Origin of the sequence: Phenylobacterium sp. (genome assembly GCF_035944335.1) — a bacterium.
In the GTDB taxonomy this organism is placed as follows: Bacteria; Pseudomonadota; Alphaproteobacteria; order Caulobacterales; family Caulobacteraceae; genus Phenylobacterium.
In genome coordinates, this window is record NZ_DASZBG010000052.1 from 94,571 (window position 1) to 114,258 (window position 19,688).

Annotated in this window: 19 protein-coding genes; 4 read left to right on the top strand and 15 right to left on the bottom strand. The window is 70.2% G+C overall.

Annotated features, from left to right (window positions below):
• The first annotated feature begins 70 nt into the window (after positions 1-70).
• Positions 71-1,591, top strand: a complete 1,521-nt coding sequence (locus VGT80_RS09765) for a DHA2 family efflux MFS transporter permease subunit (RefSeq protein WP_327455233.1) — start codon at positions 71-73, stop codon at positions 1,589-1,591.
• 19 nt (positions 1,592-1,610) lie between these two features.
• On the opposite strand, the gene VGT80_RS09770 is transcribed toward VGT80_RS09765, so the two are convergent.
• A complete protein-coding gene (locus tag VGT80_RS09770) occupies positions 1,611-2,615 on the bottom strand; it encodes an SPOR domain-containing protein (RefSeq protein ID WP_327455235.1) in 1,005 nt (334 codons plus the stop codon).
• Positions 2,616-2,931: 316 nt separating this feature from the next.
• Between VGT80_RS09770 and VGT80_RS09775 the strand changes: the two genes are divergently transcribed.
• Positions 2,932-3,210 carry a helix-turn-helix transcriptional regulator gene (locus VGT80_RS09775; RefSeq protein WP_327455238.1) on the top strand — a complete coding sequence of 93 codons (279 nt, stop codon included), beginning with the start codon at positions 2,932-2,934 and terminating at the stop codon, positions 3,208-3,210.
• Here VGT80_RS09775 and VGT80_RS09780 read toward each other — a convergent pair.
• From VGT80_RS09780 to VGT80_RS09820, 9 genes are all read right to left on the bottom strand, one after another.
• Positions 3,207-3,941, bottom strand: coding sequence for a peptidase (locus tag VGT80_RS09780; protein WP_327455240.1), 735 nt, complete (start codon positions 3,939-3,941; stop codon positions 3,207-3,209). The two genes, VGT80_RS09775 and VGT80_RS09780, sit on opposite strands and share 4 nt — an antisense overlap.
• Before the next feature lie 11 nt (positions 3,942-3,952).
• Positions 3,953-4,768: a transglutaminase family protein gene (locus VGT80_RS09785; protein ID WP_327455242.1), complete on the bottom strand. Its 816-nt coding sequence runs from the start codon at positions 4,766-4,768 to the stop codon at positions 3,953-3,955.
• A complete protein-coding gene (locus VGT80_RS09790) occupies positions 4,768-5,709 on the bottom strand; it encodes an alpha-E domain-containing protein (RefSeq protein ID WP_327455244.1) in 942 nt (313 codons plus the stop codon). The genes VGT80_RS09785 and VGT80_RS09790 overlap by 1 nt, the downstream gene beginning before the upstream one ends.
• Positions 5,710-5,717: 8 nt before the next feature.
• Positions 5,718-7,136 (bottom strand): circularly permuted type 2 ATP-grasp protein, encoded by a 1,419-nt coding sequence (locus VGT80_RS09795; protein ID WP_327455246.1) that lies wholly within the window; start codon positions 7,134-7,136, stop codon positions 5,718-5,720.
• Positions 7,137-7,281: 145 nt separating this feature from the next.
• Entirely contained in the window at positions 7,282-7,536 is a 255-nt protein-coding gene (locus VGT80_RS09800) for a hypothetical protein (RefSeq protein WP_327455248.1), read from the bottom strand.
• Positions 7,537-7,635: 99 nt separating this feature from the next.
• Positions 7,636-8,430: a glycosyltransferase family 2 protein gene (locus VGT80_RS09805; RefSeq protein ID WP_327455250.1), complete on the bottom strand. Its 795-nt coding sequence runs from the start codon at positions 8,428-8,430 to the stop codon at positions 7,636-7,638.
• A gap of 118 nt (positions 8,431-8,548) precedes the next feature.
• A complete protein-coding gene (locus VGT80_RS09810; protein ID WP_327455252.1) occupies positions 8,549-10,933 on the bottom strand; it encodes a TonB-dependent receptor in 2,385 nt (794 codons plus the stop codon).
• 45 nt (positions 10,934-10,978) lie between these two features.
• The gene (locus VGT80_RS09815; protein WP_327455254.1) at positions 10,979-11,929 is read right to left on the bottom strand and encodes a FecR family protein; all 951 of its coding nucleotides are present in this window, start codon (positions 11,927-11,929) and stop codon (positions 10,979-10,981) included.
• Between the two features lie 124 nt (positions 11,930-12,053).
• Positions 12,054-12,602: an RNA polymerase sigma factor gene (locus tag VGT80_RS09820; RefSeq protein ID WP_327455256.1), complete on the bottom strand. Its 549-nt coding sequence runs from the start codon at positions 12,600-12,602 to the stop codon at positions 12,054-12,056.
• Positions 12,603-12,674: 72 nt separating this feature from the next.
• On the opposite strand from VGT80_RS09820, the gene VGT80_RS09825 reads away from it, so the two are divergent.
• Entirely contained in the window at positions 12,675-13,706 is a 1,032-nt protein-coding gene (locus VGT80_RS09825) for a hypothetical protein (RefSeq protein WP_327455258.1), read from the top strand.
• Between the two features lie 234 nt (positions 13,707-13,940).
• Entirely contained in the window at positions 13,941-15,794 is a 1,854-nt protein-coding gene (locus VGT80_RS09830; protein WP_327455260.1) for a phosphoenolpyruvate carboxykinase (GTP), read from the top strand.
• Positions 15,795-15,800: 6 nt separating this feature from the next.
• Here the strand turns inward: VGT80_RS09830 and VGT80_RS09835 are convergent, their stop codons facing one another.
• The 5 genes from VGT80_RS09835 to VGT80_RS09855 are packed head-to-tail and all read right to left on the bottom strand — an operon-like array spanning position 15,801 to position 19,503.
• A complete protein-coding gene (locus tag VGT80_RS09835; protein WP_327455263.1) occupies positions 15,801-16,529 on the bottom strand; it encodes a hypothetical protein in 729 nt (242 codons plus the stop codon).
• Positions 16,526-17,269, bottom strand: a complete 744-nt coding sequence (locus tag VGT80_RS09840) for a hypothetical protein (protein WP_327455265.1) — start codon at positions 17,267-17,269, stop codon at positions 16,526-16,528. Before VGT80_RS09840 ends, VGT80_RS09835 begins: the two co-directional genes overlap by 4 nt.
• 19 nt (positions 17,270-17,288) lie before the next feature.
• Positions 17,289-18,269 carry a hypothetical protein gene (locus VGT80_RS09845; protein ID WP_327455267.1) on the bottom strand — a complete coding sequence of 327 codons (981 nt, stop codon included), beginning with the start codon at positions 18,267-18,269 and terminating at the stop codon, positions 17,289-17,291.
• On the bottom strand, positions 18,266-19,141 hold the full coding sequence (locus VGT80_RS09850; RefSeq protein WP_327455269.1) for an ABC transporter ATP-binding protein: 876 nt from the start codon (positions 19,139-19,141) through the stop codon (positions 18,266-18,268). Before VGT80_RS09850 ends, VGT80_RS09845 begins: the two co-directional genes overlap by 4 nt.
• 2 nt (positions 19,142-19,143) lie before the next feature.
• The gene (locus VGT80_RS09855; protein ID WP_327455271.1) at positions 19,144-19,503 is read right to left on the bottom strand and encodes a GntR family transcriptional regulator; all 360 of its coding nucleotides are present in this window, start codon (positions 19,501-19,503) and stop codon (positions 19,144-19,146) included.
• Between the last annotated feature and the right edge of the window lie 185 nt (positions 19,504-19,688).

Below are 19,688 nucleotides of genomic sequence, written 5' to 3' on the forward strand. Positions count from 1 at the left end.
ACGCGCAGATCGGGCTGGACGGACGCCGCGCACCCCGCGACGCTAGGGCCGAACGGGGCGGACCTTCGGCTTGGCGACACAGCAGGACATCGACAACCGGATACCCATCACCGGGGCCCTGATGCTGGCCACGCTGATGAACACCCTGGATTCGACGATCGCCAACGTCGCGCTGCCGCACATCCAGGGCAGCGTCTCGGCGGCCCAGGACCAGATCACCTGGGTGCTCACCTCCTACATCATCGCCACCGCGATCATGACGCCGCTGTCCGGCTGGCTGTCCCAGAAGATCGGCCTCAAGCGGATGCTGCTGATCTCGGTGGGCGGCTTCACGGCCGCTTCGATGCTGTGCGGCATCGCAACCAGCCTGCCGGAGATCGTCTTCTACCGCCTCCTCCAGGGGATCGCCGGCGCTTCGCTGATGCCGCTCTCGCAGACGGTGATGCTGAACCTCTATCCGCAGCGGCTGATCCCGCGCGTGATGAGCATCTGGAGCGCCGCGGTCATCCTGGGACCCATCGTCGGCCCGACGCTCGGCGGCTGGATCACCGAGAACCTCACCTGGCGCTGGGTCTTCTACATCAACCTGCCGGTGGGCATCCTGGCCTTCCTCGGACTTTGGACCTTCATGGGCCACGACGAGGGCGGGCGGGAGCGGCCGTTCGACTTCCTGGGCTTTGGCGCCCTGGTCATGTTCGTGCTCGGGTTCCAGATCCTGGTCGACCGCGGTCCCAGCCAGGACTGGTTCTATTCCAAGGAAATCTGGGTCGAGGCGGTGATGGCCGCGATCGGGCTGTGGATGTTCGTCCTGCAGACGGCCACCGCCAAGGACCCGTTCTTCCACCGCGACTTGGTCAAGGACCGGAATTTCGTCGGCACGACCATCTTCGGCTTCTTCGTGGGAGCCTTGCTGTTCTCCACAAGCGCGCTGCTGCCCTCGTTCATGCAGAACCTGATGGGCTATTCGGCCATGCAGAGCGGCATCGCCAGCATGCCCCGCGGCCTGGGGTCGCTGATCTCGTTCCTGATGATCCCTTTCCTGGTGCAGCGGTTCGGGGCGCGGCTGGTGCTGTTCTCGGGGGTGCTCATGAACGTCTGGTCGACCTGGATGATGGGCCAGTTCAATCTCTCCATGACCGCTGAGCCGATAATGCTGGCGGGCTTCATTCAGGGGCTCGGCACCGGCCTGATGTTCGCGCCGCTGAACACCTTGGGCTACGCGACCCTGAATCCGCGCCACCGCACCGAGGGGACGATCGTGGCCACCATGGCCAGAAGCCTGGGCTCCAGCGCAGGGATTTCGGTGGTGCAGGCCATGCTGATCCGCGACAGCGCCATCGCCCACTCGCGGCTCACCGATCACATCGGGGCCAATCCCTCGCTCCTCGGGGGACTGCCGCGGATCATGGACCCCGCCACCAGCGGCGGCCTGCAGATCCTCAACGGCGAGGTCACCCGCCAGGGCACGATGGTGAGCTACGACAATGTGTTCAGCTGGATGGCGCTGAGCGTGATGCTGCTGGCGCCCTTGATCCTGATGCTGAAGCCCGCGCCGCGCATCCCCATGGACCGCGAGCCCGCCGTCGACTGAGGCGAGGCCCGTGCGGGGCTCAGAGCGGCCGGATCAGCCGGGCGTCGGAGAAGCCGATCTGGGCCACGCGAGCGCGCAGGCGCTCGGCCGAGCCGGCGTCGCGCGGACCAGGGACGATCACCCGGTAGAGGGTCTCGGCGCCGCGCGAGACGGGCTCGATGACCGCCGCGCCCGCGGGCTGCAGCATGCTGACGGCGTGATGGGCGTTGGCGAGGCTCGCGAAGGCGCCGGCCTGCACGCGAAAGGCATGCATCGTGGCGGCAGGCGCCGCGGGCTGGGCCTTGGGCTCGGGGGCGGCGTGCAGGGGGCGAAGCGCCAGGGCCGCGGGGTGGCTGTCGGCGACGCGGATGATCTCGGGCGGCGCGGCGACGGGCGGCGGGGTCGGGGCCGGCGACGGCCTGGCCTGGGCCAGCACGGTCGGCGCGGCCGGCTGCACCGCAGCGGGGAGGCGGCGGGGGGCGCCGCGCAGGGCGTAGCGCAGCGTCGGCCGCTCGTTGTAGGCCACTACGGGGGCGAGGTAGCGCATGCGGATCAGCAGCGGCTTGCCGGGATCGGCGCCCAGCGCCTTCGCCGCCTCGGGGCTGAGCCGCAGGATGCCGTCGCCCATGGGCGCCTTGTCGTCGATCCGGACGGTGATCACCTCGCCGCCGGCGACGTTGGTCACCTGCACGCGGGAGGGCACGGGCAGGCCGAGGTTGGCGGAGGCGACGCCGGTGGTCTCGGCGCCCTTGCCGGTCGGATGGCGGCCAAAGTGGCGTGACCACCAGGCGCGCAGGCCGTGGCGCTCGGGCTGCCAGGTCGCGAAGCCCATCTTCACATAGGCCACCGGCTGCCGTTGGACGTACCAGACGGAATGGGGGCCCGGCGCCACGCCGCCGGAGATGTCGCCGATCTGGGCCTTGAACAGGGCGGCCGCGCCGCCGCCTTCGGGTTGCGAGGTGGCGCAGGCGGCCAGCAAGACGCAACCCGCCACGACGGTCAGGGCGCTTCGCGCGCCGACGGGTCCTCGATGGGCCGAGCCCATGGTTTTCCTCCGGACGCGCGCATCCCTGCCGCGTCCATTTGGGCCATCCTGACCCTTCAAAGTTTTCTTTAAGGTAAACAGAGGCTTGCGTTCGCCGCGCCGGATGCAGCCCCCAGGTTGTCGCGCCTGGAGAGCATCGCAACCCATGGTCGCGCGCACCAAGCTTCCCGCAGGAAGTGTGGCGTCCGTTGCGCCTGGTCCGGTTGCGCCGCGCGTTCGCAGCCTGTTTTTCCGACGCGGCGCCCGGAAAACGGGCTTTGTCGGGCTCACGCAAGAAGCAGATGATCCCCCCTTTCCGCCGGGCGCCCCCTGGGCTATGCGCCCCGCGGATATGCCCGACGTGGTGGAGCGCCTCGTGATCAAGACCGGCCCGCATCTGAAACAGGCGCGCGAAGCGCTGGGCTGGACGCCGCTCGACCTGGCGCGCGCGCTCAGGCTGGCCGGCGGCGACAAGCAGGGCGAGAAGCGCGTGCTGGAGATGGAAGCCGGCAAGCGTGACATTTCCGGCCCGGTGACGGTGGCGGTGGAAAGCTTCCTGCACGGCTATCTGCCCGTCGGCTTCAAGCCGGCGCAGGGCGCCGCGGCCCCCGACTAGCGGTACGGCGGCCTTGGGATCGAAGCCTGGGCGGCGCGCAAGGCGTCCGACCAGCGGTCGTTGAGCTCGCGGTAGTAGTCGTCGTGATCGTCGATCCGGTAGATCAGCTCGGCCCGGCACTGGCCCGAGCGGGCCTTGACCATGTCGATGGGCAGGCCGACCGCCAGGTTCGAGCGCATGGTCGACGAGAAGGAGATCAGGGCGATCTTGACCGCCTCGTCGAGCTCAGTGTCATAGGTCAGGGCGCGGTCGAGGATCGGTTTGCCGTACTTCACCTCGCCGATCTGCAGATAGGGCGAGTCCTGACCGCACTCGATGAAGTTGCCGGCCCCATAGACCAGGAACAGGCGCGTGGGCTCGCCGCCGACGCTGCCGCCGACCAGCAAGGTGGCGTCGAAGTTCACGTCCTCCTGCTTCAGGCCTTCCATCTCGTCGCGGGTGAAGCGGAGCGCCTGGCCGAGCAGATAGGCCGCGCGGTGGATCGAGGGCGCCGTCTGGATCGATTCCGTCTCGCCGGTGTCGGGCGCGAGGATGCCGAGCGTCGCCCGCTCCATGGCCGTCTGGGTCGTCGACAGGCTGCCCGCCGAGGCGACGGCGATCAGCCGCTGGCCGTCATTGCCGAAGATTCTGAGCTTGCGATAGGTCGAGATGTTGTCCACGCCGGCGTTGGTCCGCGTGTCGGCCAGCATGGCCAGCCCGTCCTTCACCAGAAGCCCGACGCAATAGGTCAATGGTCCTCGCCCTACTCCTGGCGCTGGAGGCCGACGTCGCGCGCCTGCACCGACACGCTCAGCCGTTCCTCCCCGCCGCCCCGCCGCGCGCCGCGCATGGGCGCCGCATCTAGGTAGTCGAGTCCCACCGCCACGCGAAGATAGGAGTCGTCGGCGCCGACGCCGTTGGCCGCATCGAAGGCCACCCAGCCGAGGTCGGGCACGAAGGCCTCGGCCCAGGCGTGGGCGGCGTCCTGGGCGTCGGTCTCGGGCCGCGCCAGGTGGCCGGAAACGTAGCGGGCGGGAATGCCGATGGTGCGGGCCGCGGCCACGAAGATGTGGGCGTAGTCCTGGCAGACGCCGCGCTTGTGAGTGAAGGCCTCGACGGCCGGGGTGGCGACATTGGTGGCGGTGACGTCGAAGGCCATCTTGTCGTGCAGGCGCGCCATGAGCGCGTGCAAACGGGCCAGCGGCTCGCCCTGTTCCGTGGCCGCCGCCCAGTCGCGGATCGCGTCGTCGGCGGCGGTGAGCTCGGTGGTGCGCAGGAAGACCGCCGGCGCGAACGGCTCCAGGGCCCCGCGCACCACGCCGGCGGTGTCGCTCACCTCGGCCTCGCCGGTGACCCGCAGGGTGAGCGAGGTCACCGGCTGGTCGGCGGAGAAGATGTGCAGGCAATTGCCGAACGCGTCGCGCCGCTCGCGCAACACGCCGTCCACGTCGACGTCGACCCGCCAGTGGATCACCCGCTGGCCGTCGTGGGCCGACGGCGAGACGCGCAGCGCCTGGACCACGCCCTCGGCCGGGAACTGGTAGTCGTAGGTGGTGGCGTGGTGGACCCGGATACGCATCAGAAGAGGAACTGCTCGGCTACGGCCGCGCCCAGGCGGTTGTTGTCGCCGAGGAAGCGGTCGATGAACTCGTGCAGGCCGGAGGCGAAGACCTGGTCGATGTCGGTCCCCTCCAGGCCGAGCTGCACGGCGCCTGCGACCCGGTGGGCAGGCCCGCGACGGCCGGAGCCTTCGCCCAGGTGGTCCAGCAGGGCGACGATCTCGCCATAGCAGGAGGCGAGGGATCGCGGCATCTGGGTGTTGAAGATCAGCAGATCAGCCACCAGCCAGGGCTTCACCGTGTCGCGATAGACCCAGCGGTAGGCGGTGAGCGCCGAGACCGTGCGCAGGATGGTCGCCCACTGGAAGTAGTCCAGGCTGCCGCCCACCGCCTCGTCGCGCGGCAGCAGCAGGTGGTACTTCACGTCCAGCAGGCGGGCGGTGTTGTCGGCCCGCTCCATGGCCGCGCCGAGCTGCAGGAACCAGTAGGCGTCGTCGCGCAGCATGGTGCGATGCGCCGAGCCGTCGAAGGCCAGCACCGCGCGGCGGACCATCTCCACCAGTTCACTGGCCCGGGCGCGGGAAAGCCGGGGGCCGGTGAACCGCTCCACCTCATGCCAGGCGCCGTTCAGGGATTCCCAGGCCTCGCGCGTCAGCGCCGTGCGCACCGCCCGCGCATTGCCGCGGGCCCGCTCCAGGCAATTGCGGATCGAGGACGGATTGGCGGCGCCGATGGTCAGGAACGGCGTGATGTTGAGTTCGGTCGGATCGAGCCCGGTGTCGGCGAAGGCCTCGGCCACGCCGGCGGTGGCCAGGGCGCCGGTCCAGGCGGTGGGGTCGCCGCCGTAGGTCGAAGGCAGGCTCGCCAGGCGCGCCGTGGCGTCCACCAGCCGGCAGACGAAGTCGGCGCGCTCGATGTAGCGCCCGGTCCAGAACAGATTGGCCGCGGTCCGCGACAGCATCCGCATGCCTAGCCCGACACCCAGGTGTCCTTGGTGCCGCCGCCCTGGCTCGAGTTGACTACCAGGGAGCCGGGAGCCAGGGCCACGCGGGTCAGGCCACCCGGAACCACTCTCACGCCGCTGGCGCCGGTCAGCACGAAGGGCCGCAGGTCCACATGCCGCGGCTGGATGCGGCCGTCCGACAGGGTCGGGCAGGTGGACAGCGCCAGCGTCGGCTGGGCGATGAACTTCTCCGGCGCGGCGCGCAGCTTGGCGGCGAAACCGGCGATCTGCGCCTTGGTGGCGTGCGGCCCGACCAGCATGCCGTAGCCGCCGGAGCCGTCGACCTCCTTCACCACCAGCTCGCCCAGGTGCGCCAGCACATGGGAGAGATGGTCCGGCTCGCGGCAGCGCCAGGTCGGGACGTTGGAGAGGATCGGATCCTGGCCCGAATAGAAGCGGATGATCTCGGGCATGTAGCTGTACATGGCCTTGTCGTCGGCGACGCCGGTGCCGACCGCGTTGGCGATGGCCACCTTGCCGGCAAGGTAGGCGGTCAGCAGGCCCGGCACGCCCAGGGTCGAATCCGGACGGAAGAACAGCGGGTCGAGATAGGCGTCGTCGATCCGGCGGTAGATCACATCCACCCGGCGCGGCCCCTCGGTGGTGCGCATGAACACGCGGTCGTCGCGCACGAAGAGGTCGGCGCCCTCGACCAGTTCGACGCCCATCTTGTCGGCCAGGAAGCTGTGCTCGTAGAAGGCCGAGTTGTGCGGCCCCGGCGTCAGCACCACGATGCCGGCGTCGCCGTCCGCGCCGTCCGGCGACACCGAGCGCAAGGTCTCCAGCAACAGGTCGGGATAGGTTTCCACCGGGGCGACCTGCGAGCGCTCCAGGAGCTCGGGGAACAGCCGCAGCATCATCTCGCGGTTCTCGAGCATGTAGGAGACGCCCGAGGGCGTGCGCGCATTGTCCTCCAGCACGTAGAAGTCGTCGGGGCCGGTGCGCACCAGGTCGATGCCGGCGATGTGCACATAGACGCCCTGCGGGGGGACGTGGCCCGCCACCGCCAGCTGGTACTGCGGATTGCCCATCACCAGCTCCGTGGGGACGATGCCGGCCTTGAGGATTTCCTGGCTGCCGTAGAGATCGGCCAGGAGCAGGTTCAGCGCCTCGACCCGCTGGATGAGGCCGCGCTCCAGCCGGGCCCATTCCGCGCCGGTCAGAACGCGAGGCACCACGTCGAAGGGGATCAGCCGCTCGGCGCCCTCGGCGTCGCCGTAGACGCTGAAGGTGATGCCGGTCCGGCGGAACAGAAGCTCGGCCTGGGCCTGGCGCGTCTGCAGGATGTCCGGCGGCGTCTCCTCCAGCCAGCGGCGGATCTCGCCATAGGCCTCGCGCGGGTCAGACCCGGTCCAGCCGCTCATTTCGTCGAACGAGTCCGCCATGGACGGCGACGCACCTCCCAGCTCCAGCAAGAGCTAAACGCCGCATCCCGCACAGGGAGCCCGCCCGCCGCAGCCCATCGGCCGACAAGCTGCCCCAATTTCAGGCGCTTGTGACCGGACAATCGGCGCCCGCCGGGAGCTCGGCCTAGCGGCGGAAGAAGTAGATCGCCGCGACGCCGGCCGCGGCCCAGAACAGGCCGCCGAGCGTCAGGGCGATGGCCATGCCCGCCTGGGCGCCGGACTTGTCCCGCGCATCGGGCAGTTCGGGGCCCGGCGCGACCTGGACCAGGGCGCCGCGACGCGGCGCGCGTTCGGCCCGCAGGTCGAGATCGGCGTTGGCGGCGGGATTGGAGCGGCTGCCCATGGCCGGCAGTATGAGCGCCGCGGCGCGCCGCAGCAACGGCTCAGAGCAGATCCTCGATGCGGATCGGCGGCTTGCGGATGCGTCTTCCTGTCGCGTGGACCACGGCGTTGGCCGCCGCGGCGTCGACCCGAAGGCTCAGGCGCCCAGGCCGACCACTTCGCGGTAGGTCGGTTGCGGATTGGCCGCGATGGCGCGTTGCCGGGCGCTCAGCGTCTCCCGGGCCTTCACGTGCGAGACCACCGGGTAGAAGCCGCAGAGCAGCGCCAGGAACAGGCCCACGCCGCCTTCCCGCCAGCCGGCGCGCAACAGGTAGCTGCGGCAGAAGGCGCCGACGCCGGCGGCCACGGCCGGCGCCAGGGCCCCGGCGTCGTAGGCGTCGGCCAGGTCCTCGCCGCGCAGCGCGGTCAGGCGGTTGAAGCTCTCCACGAGGTCGTTCACGTCGCGCCCAGCCGCGCGACGGATCGCCCCCTTCAACGCGCCCGCCGACCGCCCGGCGACCACCTGACCGGGATCGCGCCGGCGCGCCTGCCACTGCTTGACGCCCGGCCGGTAGAGACGCACCGCGCTCATTTCGCCGAGTCCCCCGACCCAGCCCTGCCGAATGGCGTCATCGCCCAGGTAGTTGTGCACCGGGATCTGGAAGTAATCGCCCTGCGCGCCCAGCTTCAGCGTGGCCCGGATTTCCCAAGCCAGCGCGGAGTCCACCCGCTCGTCCGCCTCGATCTCCAGAACCCAGTCGCCGGTGCAGGCCGCGAGGCCCGCCATCCTGCGCTGATTTTCCAAGGGGAAGATGCCGGTGGTCACGACCGCGCCGGCGCGCCGCGCGATCTCGAGGGAACGGTCGGTGCAGCGATCGGCGATCACCACGATCTCGTCGCAGAACGAAAGCCCGCGCAGGCATTCCGCCAGCCGGGCATCCTGATTCTGCACGCAAACCAGCGCTGACAGCCTAACCCCCACGATCCGTCCTCCCGTGGCCGGACAACTCGCCCGTACCCGTAAGACGGCGCCCTGGGGGCTCGCCCCCCAGTCAAGCTTCCAGATTTGGTTAGTAGTTCGCGGCCAGGCGCAGACCGATGGTCCGCGGCCGCTGCGGGGTCGACTGACGCACCTGTCCGAAGGTGAACGGATTGCCGTAGGCGAAGGTGTCGCCGGCGGCGTTGGCGGGATTGGTCACGAAGAGGGTGGCGTTCCAGCCCCGGCCCGCCACCTGGGCGGACAGCTTTGTGCGGGCGTACTCCCCCTGCGGCGAGCTGAGGGCCGCGTCGAACGAAAGCGCAGATCGGCCGACATAGCTGGTCTCGCCCATCAGCCGGAAGGTCAGGTTGCGGGGCAGGGGATGCGCGTACATCACCAGCAGCCCCGCCGAGAACTTGGGGACGCCGGGGAGGCTGGCGACCACCGGGTCGCCGTTGGCGAAGTCGGGATTGGTGTGGGTGACGCGCGAGTTCGCCAACAGGGCGTTGGCCTGCAGCGAGAGGCCCGCGCCGACGTCCCAGCCGATCTCGCTTTCCAGCCCGACCACGTCGGAGTCGCCGACATTGGCCGTGTAGGGCAGGCCGGAAGGGCGGTACTGGTCGGTCTGGATGTTTTTCCACCGGTCGAGGAAGACCGCGCTGCGCAGGGTCAACCGGCGGTCGAGCAGGTTGAGCTTCAGCCCCACCTCGTAGTTGGTCAAACGGTCTGGCGAGAAGGCGATGCGGCTGGGCTTGATCTGCAGGAAGCCGCCGGAATTGAATCCGCCCGGCCGATAGCCCTCGGAATAGAGCCCATATAGCAGAGCGCCGGAGCGGAATTCGTACTGCAGCGAGAGCTTGGGAGAGAAGCCGCGGAAGCTGCGGGCGCCCTGGAAGTCGCGCGACACCCCGCCGGGGAAGGTCGCCAATATGAGGGCGGAGGTCTTGACGTCGCTGCTGAACAGCCGGCCGCCGAGCGACGCCGTCCAGCCGGACCGGAAATCGTAGGAGGCCTCGCCGTAGGCCGCGACCTCACGCACCCGGTCGCGACGGCTCTCGCTGTAGATCCGGTGCAGCGGCCCTGCCGGCGCCTGAGTGTCGAGTGCCGTGGGGGTCTTCTCGATCGTGGCGATGCTCTCGATGCCCGCGAGCCAAGTGAAAGGACCGGGCCGGGAGGAGCGCAGGATGGTGTCGGTCGAGACCATGTTGATGCGGGCGCCCTCCGAATAGACCCCCAGGTCCGAGGGATCCGCCCCCAGTTGGTTGAGCACGGTCGAGGCGTCGTACTGGCTGGAGAACACGTGACTGATGAAGGCCACCGTGGAGCGCATCACGGCCCAGCCCAATTCGCCGCGCAAGGTCGCGCTGGCCTCCGCGAAATCGTTCTTGTGGCCCTCCCGCACGCGGCTCAGCCGCTCGGTCGTGCTGAGTCGGATGGCGGCGCTGTCGCTGGGCGTGGTGTAGGAGGTGTCGGCTGACCGCAACCGCTGGGCGGAAAGCGAAAGGTCCAGCTGCCAGGCGTCGGTCGGCTGCACTCGCAGGGCCGCGCGGCCGCCGTCGCGGACGGTGCGGTCGACGTTCGACAGTCGCAGGGTGGCGTTGTCGATGAAGCCCCCCTGCACCTCGCGGTAGCCGACCATCCGCACGGCCGCCACGTCCGTCCAAAGCGGCAGGTTGGCGTAGCCTTCGATCTCGTTGGTGGGCGAGCCGCCGTAGGTGACGGCCGTCAGGCCGGCGACGCCGAAGGCAGGCGCGGTCAGATCCGGCTTGCGGGTGACGATGCGATAGACGCCGCTCAGCGAGCCGGAGCCGTAGAGCGCGCCCTGCGGTCCTCGCACCACCTCGATCCGCTCGATATCGACGAGCTGCAGGTCCGGGTCGGGAGCGTTGTAGTTGACCGGTGCGTCGTCGAGATAGCTGCCGACGGCAGATCGCGCTCGGCCGGTGAAGGCGCCATCCGACAGGCCGCGCAGGATCAGCTTGTCGCGGCCGGGGCCCAGGTTGGTGGTCAGCACGCCCGAGAGCTGACCGGTGGCCTGCAGGACGTCGGCCGTGCCGGTGAGCTCTATCTGGTCGCGCGGGATCACGGTGACCGAGGCGGGCAGGCGGCTGGTGCTGGCCGGCCGCTTGGTGGCGGTGACCAGCAGCTCGGCCACCAGGGTTGCGGCGCGCACCGGCTCGACGGCGCGGGTGTGGACGGGCTCGGAGATGCGCACCGTGCGGGGGTCGAGGATGCGGTAGCTGCAGGGCGCGCCCGCCAGCAGCCGGCGCAGCGCTTCATCGAGGGTGAGCGCGCCGGTGACGCCGGCCTGGCCCACGCCGCCGCAAGCCGAGGTGCCGATGACCGAGACGTTCGCCTGGACGCCCAGCTCGATCAGGGCGTCGGCGTAGGGCCTGGGGGGAATCGCGAGGCGGTATCGCGCCTCAGACGCAAGCGCCCGCGGCGCGGCGAGGCCCAAGGCCAGCCCGCAGAGCATGCCGCCGAGTTGCAGCCCCCGTCTTGGTATCGCCCCGGATCCCCATCAGCGGTTGGGCGTCTCGTTGCGCTTCAAAGTGACGCCCCCGTCAGAGGGTACCGTGTGGGCAGAAACCAGCAAGGCCAAGCGACGAACAACCGCATCCTCGCTGTCGACGATGAAGACGCCCGAAACCGGCGTCGCCGCCAGCGCCGGGTCGGCGATCCGGATGGGCTTGGCGAATTCGGCGTTCAGGTCGGCCACCACGATCGACAGCGGTTGATCGCGATAGACCAGCCGGCCGGAACGCCACCCGAGCGCCTGGTCGGGCGCGGCGGCCGCGACCTGGGCGCTGATCGCGCCCTCCTGGTGCTCCAGCCGCTGGCCCGGATGCAGGCGGAAGGTCTGCCCGGACGCGCCGTCGGCGGGCAGCACCTCGACCGTCCCCCGGGTCACCGTCACCGACAGGTGGCCGGCGCGATGGCGGACGTCGAACTGGGTGCCGACCACCCGCACGGTGCGGTCGCCCGCGGCGATCAGGAACGGCCGGCGCGAGTCGTGGGTGACGTCGAACACCGCCTGGCCCTCGGCCATGGTCACTTGGCGCTCGTGGCGGCCCAGGGTGACCGAGAGCCGGCTTGAGGCGTCGAGATCGATCTTGCTGCCGTCGGCGAGGCTCACCGTGCGGTGCTCGCCCGTGCCGGTGGCATAGGCCGCGGTCGTGGTCGAGACCATCATGGCCGGCACGATCAGCGCCGCGGCGAACGCCGCCGCCGCTGCGGCGCCGGCCGCATAGTAGGGTCGCCGGAAGGCCAGGACACGTCCGGGCCGGCGCGTGCGCAGCCCCTCGCGCACGGCGGCCGCATTGGTCTCGAACTCCTGGTCGATCGCGAGCGCGGCGTCATAGGCCGTAGCGTTGCGGTCATCGGCCTGCAGCCAGGCGTCGAAGGCCAGCCCATCGGCGCCGTCCAGATCGCCGGCCTGCAGCCGGATGACCCAGTCGGCGGCCTCCGCCATTCGGTCTTGATCGCGCCCAGCGCCGGTCATCGGACGTCCTTATGCGCGCCAAAAAGCGCGCCTGTTACATGTGAAGACGGCGCCGGTCCGCCGCGCCCCCCGGTCCCTGGCGGCCGCAAATGGATCAACGGCCCAGCCTCGCGGTCAGGTTCTTCAGGGCGGCGCTGATGTGCTTCTCCACGGACTTCACCGAGATTCCCATGGCGAGGGCGGTGTCGGCGTGACTGCGCCCCTCCAGCTTGTGCAGGGTGAAGGCCCGCTGCATCTGCGGCGGCAGCTCCGCCACCGCCTCGACGAGCTGACGCAGCCGCTGACGCGAGGCGGCCGCCTCGTCGGCGGGGGGCTCCTGGGCGATATCCTCGCCGGCGATGGTCGTGTGCACGGCCCCGCGCCAATGGGCGTCGCGGGCGCTGGCGCGGGCCTCTCCGCGGGTGCGGTCGACCATCAGGTTCGTGGCGATGCGGTAGAGCAGGGCCGCGGGGTTCTCCGCGACCTCCCCGGGGGGGCGGCCGGCGACCTTCAGATAGAGCTCCTGCGCCAGGTCCTCGGCGGCGGCGTGCGAGCCGGTGCGCGCGGCGAAGAAGCGGATCAGGTTGGCGCGCCTGGCCAGATAGGCCTCGACGAGCGGATCGTCGCCTGCAGGGCTGCCCGGACCGGAAGAAGGCGGTGACACGGGCTTGGTTTGCCCCATTCGCGGGGCTGCGCCAACTGAGGCGCTGCGGCGCGCCCGTGCTAGCTTTGCGCCGTGTCGATCGAATCCCAATTCGCCGAGGCCTACGCCGCCCACCAGAAAGGCGATTTCGCCAGGGCCGAGCGCGGCTACCGCGGCCTGATCCGCTCCAAGCCGATGGAGGCGCAGCACAATCTCGGCCTGGTGCTGGGCGCGATGGGCAAGTTCAAGGCAGCCGAGGCCGCGTTCCGCGGGGCCCTGGCGGCCAAGCCCAACCCCGGCAGCCGCTACGCCCTGGCCGAGCTGCTGTTGGCCGACGGTCGCTATGCGCAGGGCTGGCCGCTCTGGGAGGCGCGCCGCGAGCTGCCGGCGCTGCGTATTCCGCAACCGGACCTGCCGTTCCCGGAGTGGCGCGGCGAGGACCTGGCGGGCCGGCGGCTGCTGGTGTTCGCCGAGCAGGGGCTGGGCGACTCGATCATGCTCTCGCGCTTCTTCGCCCCGCTTCGCTCGCAGGGCGCCGAGATTATCTTCTTCTGCCCGCCGGAGCTGCACCGGCTGATGGCCAGGCTGGGCGTCGCGGTGGTGGGCGCCAACCCCGACCCGGAAGCGATCCGCTCCGACTACTGGACCCTGACGGGCTCCCTGCCGGTGCGCCTGGAGGCGACGCTCGAGACCCTGCCGCCGCCCAGCGATTTCGCGGGCTTGCCGATCGGCTCCGGCGGCGGGATCGGAGTGGTCGCCCGCGGCGCGGCGACCCACCGCAACGACCTGCACCGCTCGCTGTCGCTGCGCCAGGCCGACCGGCTGCTGAAATTGGGCCGCGACCTGACGCCGGAGGCCACCGGCGCCGAGGACTTCGAGGACACCGCCCGGATCATCGCCGACTTGGACCTGATCGTCTCGGTGGACACCTCCGTCGTCCACCTGGCCGGCTCGATGGGCAAGCCCGTCTGTGTGCTGCTGCCGGCCCGCGACACCGACTGGCGCTGGCTGCGGGGCCGCGACGACAGCCCCTGGTATCCGACCGCGCGGCTGTTCCGCCAGCGGGTGGCCGGCGATTGGGAACCGGCGCTGCGGCGGCTGGAGACGGCGCTGGCGAATCGCTAAACCGCGCGACGTCGCGGCCGGGCGCGCGGGCCAGGTCCTTGCGCCCCGCGCCATGTCTCATCCGTGATCGGAAGTCGCTGATCCAAAGGGGCTTTTGTGCGTTGTGGCAATTGATCCGGAGCAGCGCCGTCGCGTCCGGGTATGCAGCCGCTCGATCTGCATTTATGAACTCGTGTCAATGTCGGCCGCCCACGAGGGAGCGCGGGGCGGTCTGGGGCCAAGGAGCTTTTGAGTATGTCCGACCGCACCATCCCGGGACTCGAGCCTGCGCCTACGAAACACGCGCGGCTGATCCAATGGGTGCGTGAGATCGCCGAACTGACGGGGCCCGACAAGGTGGTCTGGTGCGACGGCTCGGAAGCGGAATGGAATGAGTTGACGCAGCAGCTGGTCGAGGCCGGCACGCTCAAACGGCTGAACCCGGCCAAGCGGCCGAATTCCTTCTACGCCGCCTCCGATCCGAAGGACGTGGCCCGCGTCGAGAGCCGCACCTTCATCTGCTCCGAGAAAGCGGAGGACGCGGGGCCGACCAACAACTGGCTCGATCCGACGGAGATGCGGGCCGATCTGAAGAGCCTGTTCGCCGGATCGATGAAGGGCCGCACGATGTATGTCGTGCCCTTCTGCATGGGCCCGCTGGGCTCGAAGATCAGCGCCATCGGCGTCGAGATCACGGATTCGGCCTACGTCGCGGTATCCATGAAGGTCATGACCCGGATGGGCAAAGCCGCCCTCGACCAGCTCGGCGAGGACGGCTTTTTTGTGCCGGCGGTGCACTCGGTGGGCGCGCCGCTCGCCGAGGGACAGGCCGACGTCGCCTGGCCGTGCAACGAGATCAAGTACATCGTCCACTTCCCCGAGACGCGGGAGATCTGGTCTTACGGCTCGGGCTACGGCGGCAACGCGCTGTTGGGCAAGAAGTGCTTCGCCCTGCGCATCGCCTCGGTGATGGCCCGCGACGAGGGCTGGTTCGCCGAGCACATGCTGATCGTCAAGCTGACCTCGCCGGACGGCGCGGCGCACTATGTGGCGGCCGCCTTCCCCAGCGCCTGCGGCAAGACCAACATGGCCATGTTGCAGCCGACGCTTGCGGGCTGGAAGGCCCAGACCATCGGCGACGACATCTGCTGGATGCGCTTCGGCGACGACGGCCGGCTCTACGCGGTCAATCCGGAGGCGGGCTTCTTCGGCGTGGCGCCGGGCACCGGGGCCAGCACCAACAAGAACGCCATCGACGCCCTGCACGCCAACTGCATCTTCACCAACGTCGCCCTGACCGATGACGGCGACGTCTGGTGGGAAGGCTTGACCGACAAGCCGCCGGCCCACCTGACCGATTGGCAGGGCGAGAGCTGGACGCCCGCCAGCGCCACGCCCGCCGCGCACCCCAACGCCCGCTTCACCGTGCCGGCCGCGCAGTGCCCGGTGATCGCCGCGGAGTGGGAAGACCCGGCCGGGGTGCCGATCTCGGCCATCCTGTTCGGCGGCCGTAGAGCCTCGGCGGTGCCGCTGGTGACCGAGGCTCGCGACTGGGCGCACGGGGTGTTCATGGCTTCCAACGTGGCCTCGGAGGGCACCGCGGCGGCGGAGAACAAGATCGGCGAGCTGCGCCGCGATCCCTTCGCCATGCTGCCGTTCTGCGGCTACCACATGGGCGACTATTTCGGGCACTGGCTGGCCATGGGCGCCAAGGCCGATCCGGCCAAGCTGCCCCGCATCTATTTCGTGAACTGGTTCCGCAAGGACGAGCGCGGCAAGTTCGTCTGGCCGGGCTTCGGCGACAACAGCCGGGTCCTGAAGTGGATCGTCGAACGGCTGGAAGGCCGCGCCGAGGCCAAGGAGACGCCGATCGGCCGGGTGCCGGCGCGCGGCAGCCTGGACGTCTCGGGCCTCGGCCTCACCGAGGCCCAGCTCGACCTGCTGCTCAGCGTCGATCCGGAGGTCTGGATGCAGGAAGCCGCGCTGATCAAGCCGCACTACGAGACCTTCGGCGACCACCTGCCCAAGGCCCTGTGGGCCGAGTACGAGGCCCTGTTGCAGCGGCTGAAGGCGGCCACGCGCTCGCCGGCCATGGCGGCGGCCGAGTAGCCGAGCTCAGGCGGCGGCCGCCGCCAGGAGCGGGCGACGCCGCGCGCGCGACTGGACGCGGACCAGCCAGTAGATCATGGCCAGCAAGGGCGCGACGCCCGCGAGGATCAGTATCGGCGAGCCGCGCAGCGGCGCTGGGAAAACCTGCGGCTGGCCGATGAAGAACGAGCCGGTGCCGAAGAACAGGGCGAAGCACATGCGCCACAGATGCCGCGCGAGCCGCTGTGGCCCGGAGACGCCGCCCCGCAGGATCACCCGCAAGTCGAAGCCCGCCGCAAGGGCCGCGAAGACGCCGATGAACAAGGCCGCCTGGTAGGGTACGCCGTCGATCATGCCGTGCGGGCTGTTGGCGCCGGTCCAGGCGAAGGCGCCCAGGGCGACCGTCGCCGCGGTCGCGGCCAGGAAGGCGCCGACCTCGAAGACGCCGACCGCATTGGGCGGGCGCCGGACCGTCACCCAGGCCGTGGTGATCAGATAGATGGCCAGGATCGCGCCGGGCACATTGGCCAGTTGCGGCAATAGCGGGGCGGTGATCGCCGCGATGGTCATGGCGACCAGCATGCCGATCATGAACAAGTCGCCGGCCAGCCGGTGCAGGCGTCCACCCTTGCGGACCATCAGGGCCGCGCCGCCGGCCACCACCGCGGTGATCCCGCCGCCGATATGCAGGGCGAGCGCGGTGTTGGCCGCGAGCTTCACCAGCAGGGGCGCGTCGGGGCTGATCTGAATGATCACGCCGCGGCTCCGGCCATGTCTGGGCGGGTGCGGGCGGCGCGGCGCAGCGCCGGGACGATCCGCACGCGGACCATCCAGAAGGCCATCAGGCCAACGACCACCAGGGCCGGGATGATCAACCAGGGCGCACCGCGGATCGCCTCGGGCTGGGCCTTCGGCTGGGCGGCGAAGGAGCCCCAGGCGATGGCCAGCGCCAGGCTCATGCGCCACAGGTGGCGGGCGACGCGGCGGGGTCCGGCGAGGCCGCCGGCGCGCAGGACGCGGAAGTCGCTGACCGCGGCGAGGGCGACGATGGCGGCGGCGACGAAACCGATCTGCGACGGCTCATGGTCGATGACGCCGCCGGGCATGGCGCCGCCGATCAGGCCGATCGAGAAGAAGGCGGCGGAGATGCCGATGGCCGCCAGCATGGCCCAGCCCTCGAAGCGCCCGACCTGACCGGGCCGGCGGCGGACCACCGCCCAGGCGGTGGCTGCGAGGTAGGCGACGAAAAGGCCCATCACCGCCGAGACCCGGTCGGGGATGAACGGCGCAGTGACCGCGGCGGCCAGGCCCATGCTGAGCATCGCGCCGAAGAAGACCCTCCCAGCGAGGTTGTGCAGGCCTCCGCCCTTGCGGGCCAGGATGGCCACGGAGCCCGTCGCGAGACCCAGGCTCGCCCCGCCGATGTGCAGGACGAGCACGCTGCCCGCGGCGGCCTTCAACAGCAGCGGGGCGTCGGTGGGGATCTGGACAATCATCTGAGCGCGTCCTTTGGGGTCAGATCGGATCGCGGGTGCGGCGCAGCCAGACGCAGGCGGCGAGGCAGGCCCCGGCGACGATGAAGCCGCCCCACAAGCCGGGATTGGCCAGCAGGTGCGCCGGGTCGGCGCGCTCGGCGCCGTAGATCGAGTGCTGCCCGGCCGGCAGCGGCGTGAAGCCCACGGTAAAGCCGCTCGCCAGGCGGTGACGCAGGAAGTCCCAGGCATAGGTGGTGCCGAGCGCCACCCGCTCGAACAGGCAGATGGCGGCCGGCGGAGCGAGCGCCCAGAGCATGGTCATGCGCTTGGCCCAGGCGGAGACCAGCATCAGCCATCCGACGATGGGAGCGTGCCACAGGGCCAGGACCGCCAGGCCGTAGGGGATCGCGATCCAGATCGCGCCGAGGTCGAGCCGGCTCCACATGAGCGACGGATCGAGGCCGCTCAGGCCCAGCACGCCGGTCGCCACAGCGAGCATGACGAGCTGGGTGGCGAGCGCCACCACCGCCGTCGCCACGGGCAGCACCAGCAACGGGATCGCCGCCTTGGAGAGCACGGTCGTGAGGTCGGAGACCGGCAGGGACTTCCAGAACAGGATGCTGCGGTCGCGGCGCTCGCTGTGCAGCGAGGCCAGGGCATAGAAGATGGCGAAGACCAGGGCGGTCAGCATCAGCCCGCCGGCCGCGGCGGCGTAGGGGAAGGCGACGGCGGCCGTAGCCTTGCCCAGCGCGAGTTTCTCGAGCGCGAGGGCGGCGGTGGGGGTCCCCGGCGTGGCGTTCAGCTCCGCGGCCATGGCCGCGATGCGGCGCATCTGATCTGGCAGGTGGCGCAGGGCGAACAGGAAGCTGGCGAGCACGATCCCGGCGACGGCCAGGGGCGCGAGATAGACGCCGCGGTTTTCCCAGATCTCCCGGCGCACCGACCAGTAGAAGGGCCGGACGCCGCGCCGGGCGGCGGGGATGGCGGCAGGGGCGGAGACGTCGGTCATCGAGGCGCTCATCCGGCCCTCCCGGCCTGGGCGGCCACGGGGGCCATGGTGGCGATGAACAGGTCGGCGAGGCTGGGGGTGCGCACCTCGCCCAGGGTGGCGAGGCGGTCGCGGTCCGCGCCGTCGAAGATCAGGTAGCTGCGGCCGAACAGCTGACGTTCGTGGATCGGCTTCAGCGCCCGGGCGAAGTCGAGGTGCTCGGCCGCCACCTCCAGTTCCGCGTAGCGGGTCTCGAAGCTCTCCATGCTGCAGTCGAGCACGACCCGGCCGCGATCGATGAACACCACGTCGGTGAGGATGTGTTGAATCTCCTCCACCTGGTGCGTCGAGACGACGATGGTCCGGTCGCCGTCGAAATAGTCGTTGAGCAGGCTGTCGTAGAACGACTTGCGGAACAGCAGGTCGAGGCCGAGCGTCGGCTCGTCCAGCACCAGCAGGCGCGCGTCGATGGCCATCACCAGCGCCAGGTGCAGCTGGGTCACCATGCCCTTGGACAGCTCGCGGATGCGGCTGGCGCGCTTGATGGTGGTGCGGTCGAGGAAGCTCTCGGCCTTGGCCCGGTCGAACCGCGGATGGACGCCCTGCACATAGTCGAGCGCCTGGCAGACCCGCATCCAGCGGGGCAGGACGGCCACGTCTGCGATGAAGCAGACCTCGTTCATCAGCCGGTCGCGCTGGGCCCAGGGATCGAGGCCCAGGACCTTCAGCTCGCCCTCGCACTCCGTGAGGCCGAGGATGGCGTTCAGCGTCGTGCTCTTGCCGGCGCCGTTGGGACCGATCAGGCCCAGGATGCGCCCCGGCTCGACCGTGAGGTCCACGCCGTCGAGGGCGACCGATTTGCCGAAGCTCTTGCGAAGGCCGCGGGCTTGAATGGAGGCGGTCATGCTCAGCGCTCCTTCGCAGGCGCGAGCAGCTCGTCGAGCGTCAGCCCGAGCCGCTGGATGGCGGCCCGGATCGGCGGCCACTGCTCCTTGAGGAACCGCTCGCGCTCGCCGCGCAGCAGCAGGCCGCGGGCGCCGGGGCTGACGAACATGCCGAGCCCGCGCCGCTTCTCCACCAGCTCATCGTCGACGAGCTGCTGATAGGCCTTGAGCACGGTGAGCGGGTTGACCCGCGTCTCGGTGGCGACGTTGCGCACCGAGGGCAGGGGCTCGCCCTCCTGGATGGCGCCATCGAGGATCATGGCCACGACACGGTCGCGCAGCTGGCGGTAGATCGGCTGACTGTCATTCCACTCGGAGTCCATGATCCATTCCGGGACCGCAGGGGCTGCGGTTAAGGCTTGCTTTGGTGTACTACTTGACTATAACACCATGACGAAAGCAAGGACTTTTGATCTCATGCTGTTCGAACCTAACCTAGCCGCCGCGAACCGAAGGAACATGGCGCCATGCGTCAAAAGCGTGATCGCAGGTTGCAGGGGCTACGGCG

Bases quoted from the DNA above. Each gene is read 5' to 3' on its own strand.
- VGT80_RS09770 (WP_327455235.1), bottom strand. From the start codon at position 2,615: ATGGGCTCGGCCCATCGAGGACCCGTCGGCGCGCGAAGCGCCCTGACC.
- VGT80_RS09775 (WP_327455238.1), top strand. From the start codon at position 2,932: ATGCGCCCCGCGGATATGCCCGACGTGGTGGAGCGCCTCGTGATCAAG.
- VGT80_RS09785 (WP_327455242.1), bottom strand. From the start codon at position 4,768: ATGCGTATCCGGGTCCACCACGCCACCACCTACGACTACCAGTTCCCG.
- VGT80_RS09790 (WP_327455244.1), bottom strand. From the start codon at position 5,709: ATGCTGTCGCGGACCGCGGCCAATCTGTTCTGGACCGGGCGCTACATC.
- VGT80_RS09795 (WP_327455246.1), bottom strand. From the start codon at position 7,136: ATGGCGGACTCGTTCGACGAAATGAGCGGCTGGACCGGGTCTGACCCG.
- VGT80_RS09810 (WP_327455252.1), bottom strand. From the start codon at position 10,933: ATGCTCTGCGGGCTGGCCTTGGGCCTCGCCGCGCCGCGGGCGCTTGCG.
- VGT80_RS09815 (WP_327455254.1), bottom strand. From the start codon at position 11,929: ATGGCGGAGGCCGCCGACTGGGTCATCCGGCTGCAGGCCGGCGATCTG.
- VGT80_RS09830 (WP_327455260.1), top strand. From the start codon at position 13,941: ATGTCCGACCGCACCATCCCGGGACTCGAGCCTGCGCCTACGAAACAC.
- VGT80_RS09840 (WP_327455265.1), bottom strand. From the start codon at position 17,269: ATGATTGTCCAGATCCCCACCGACGCCCCGCTGCTGTTGAAGGCCGCC.
- VGT80_RS09845 (WP_327455267.1), bottom strand. From the start codon at position 18,269: ATGAGCGCCTCGATGACCGACGTCTCCGCCCCTGCCGCCATCCCCGCC.
- VGT80_RS09850 (WP_327455269.1), bottom strand. From the start codon at position 19,141: ATGACCGCCTCCATTCAAGCCCGCGGCCTTCGCAAGAGCTTCGGCAAA.
- VGT80_RS09855 (WP_327455271.1), bottom strand. From the start codon at position 19,503: ATGGACTCCGAGTGGAATGACAGTCAGCCGATCTACCGCCAGCTGCGC.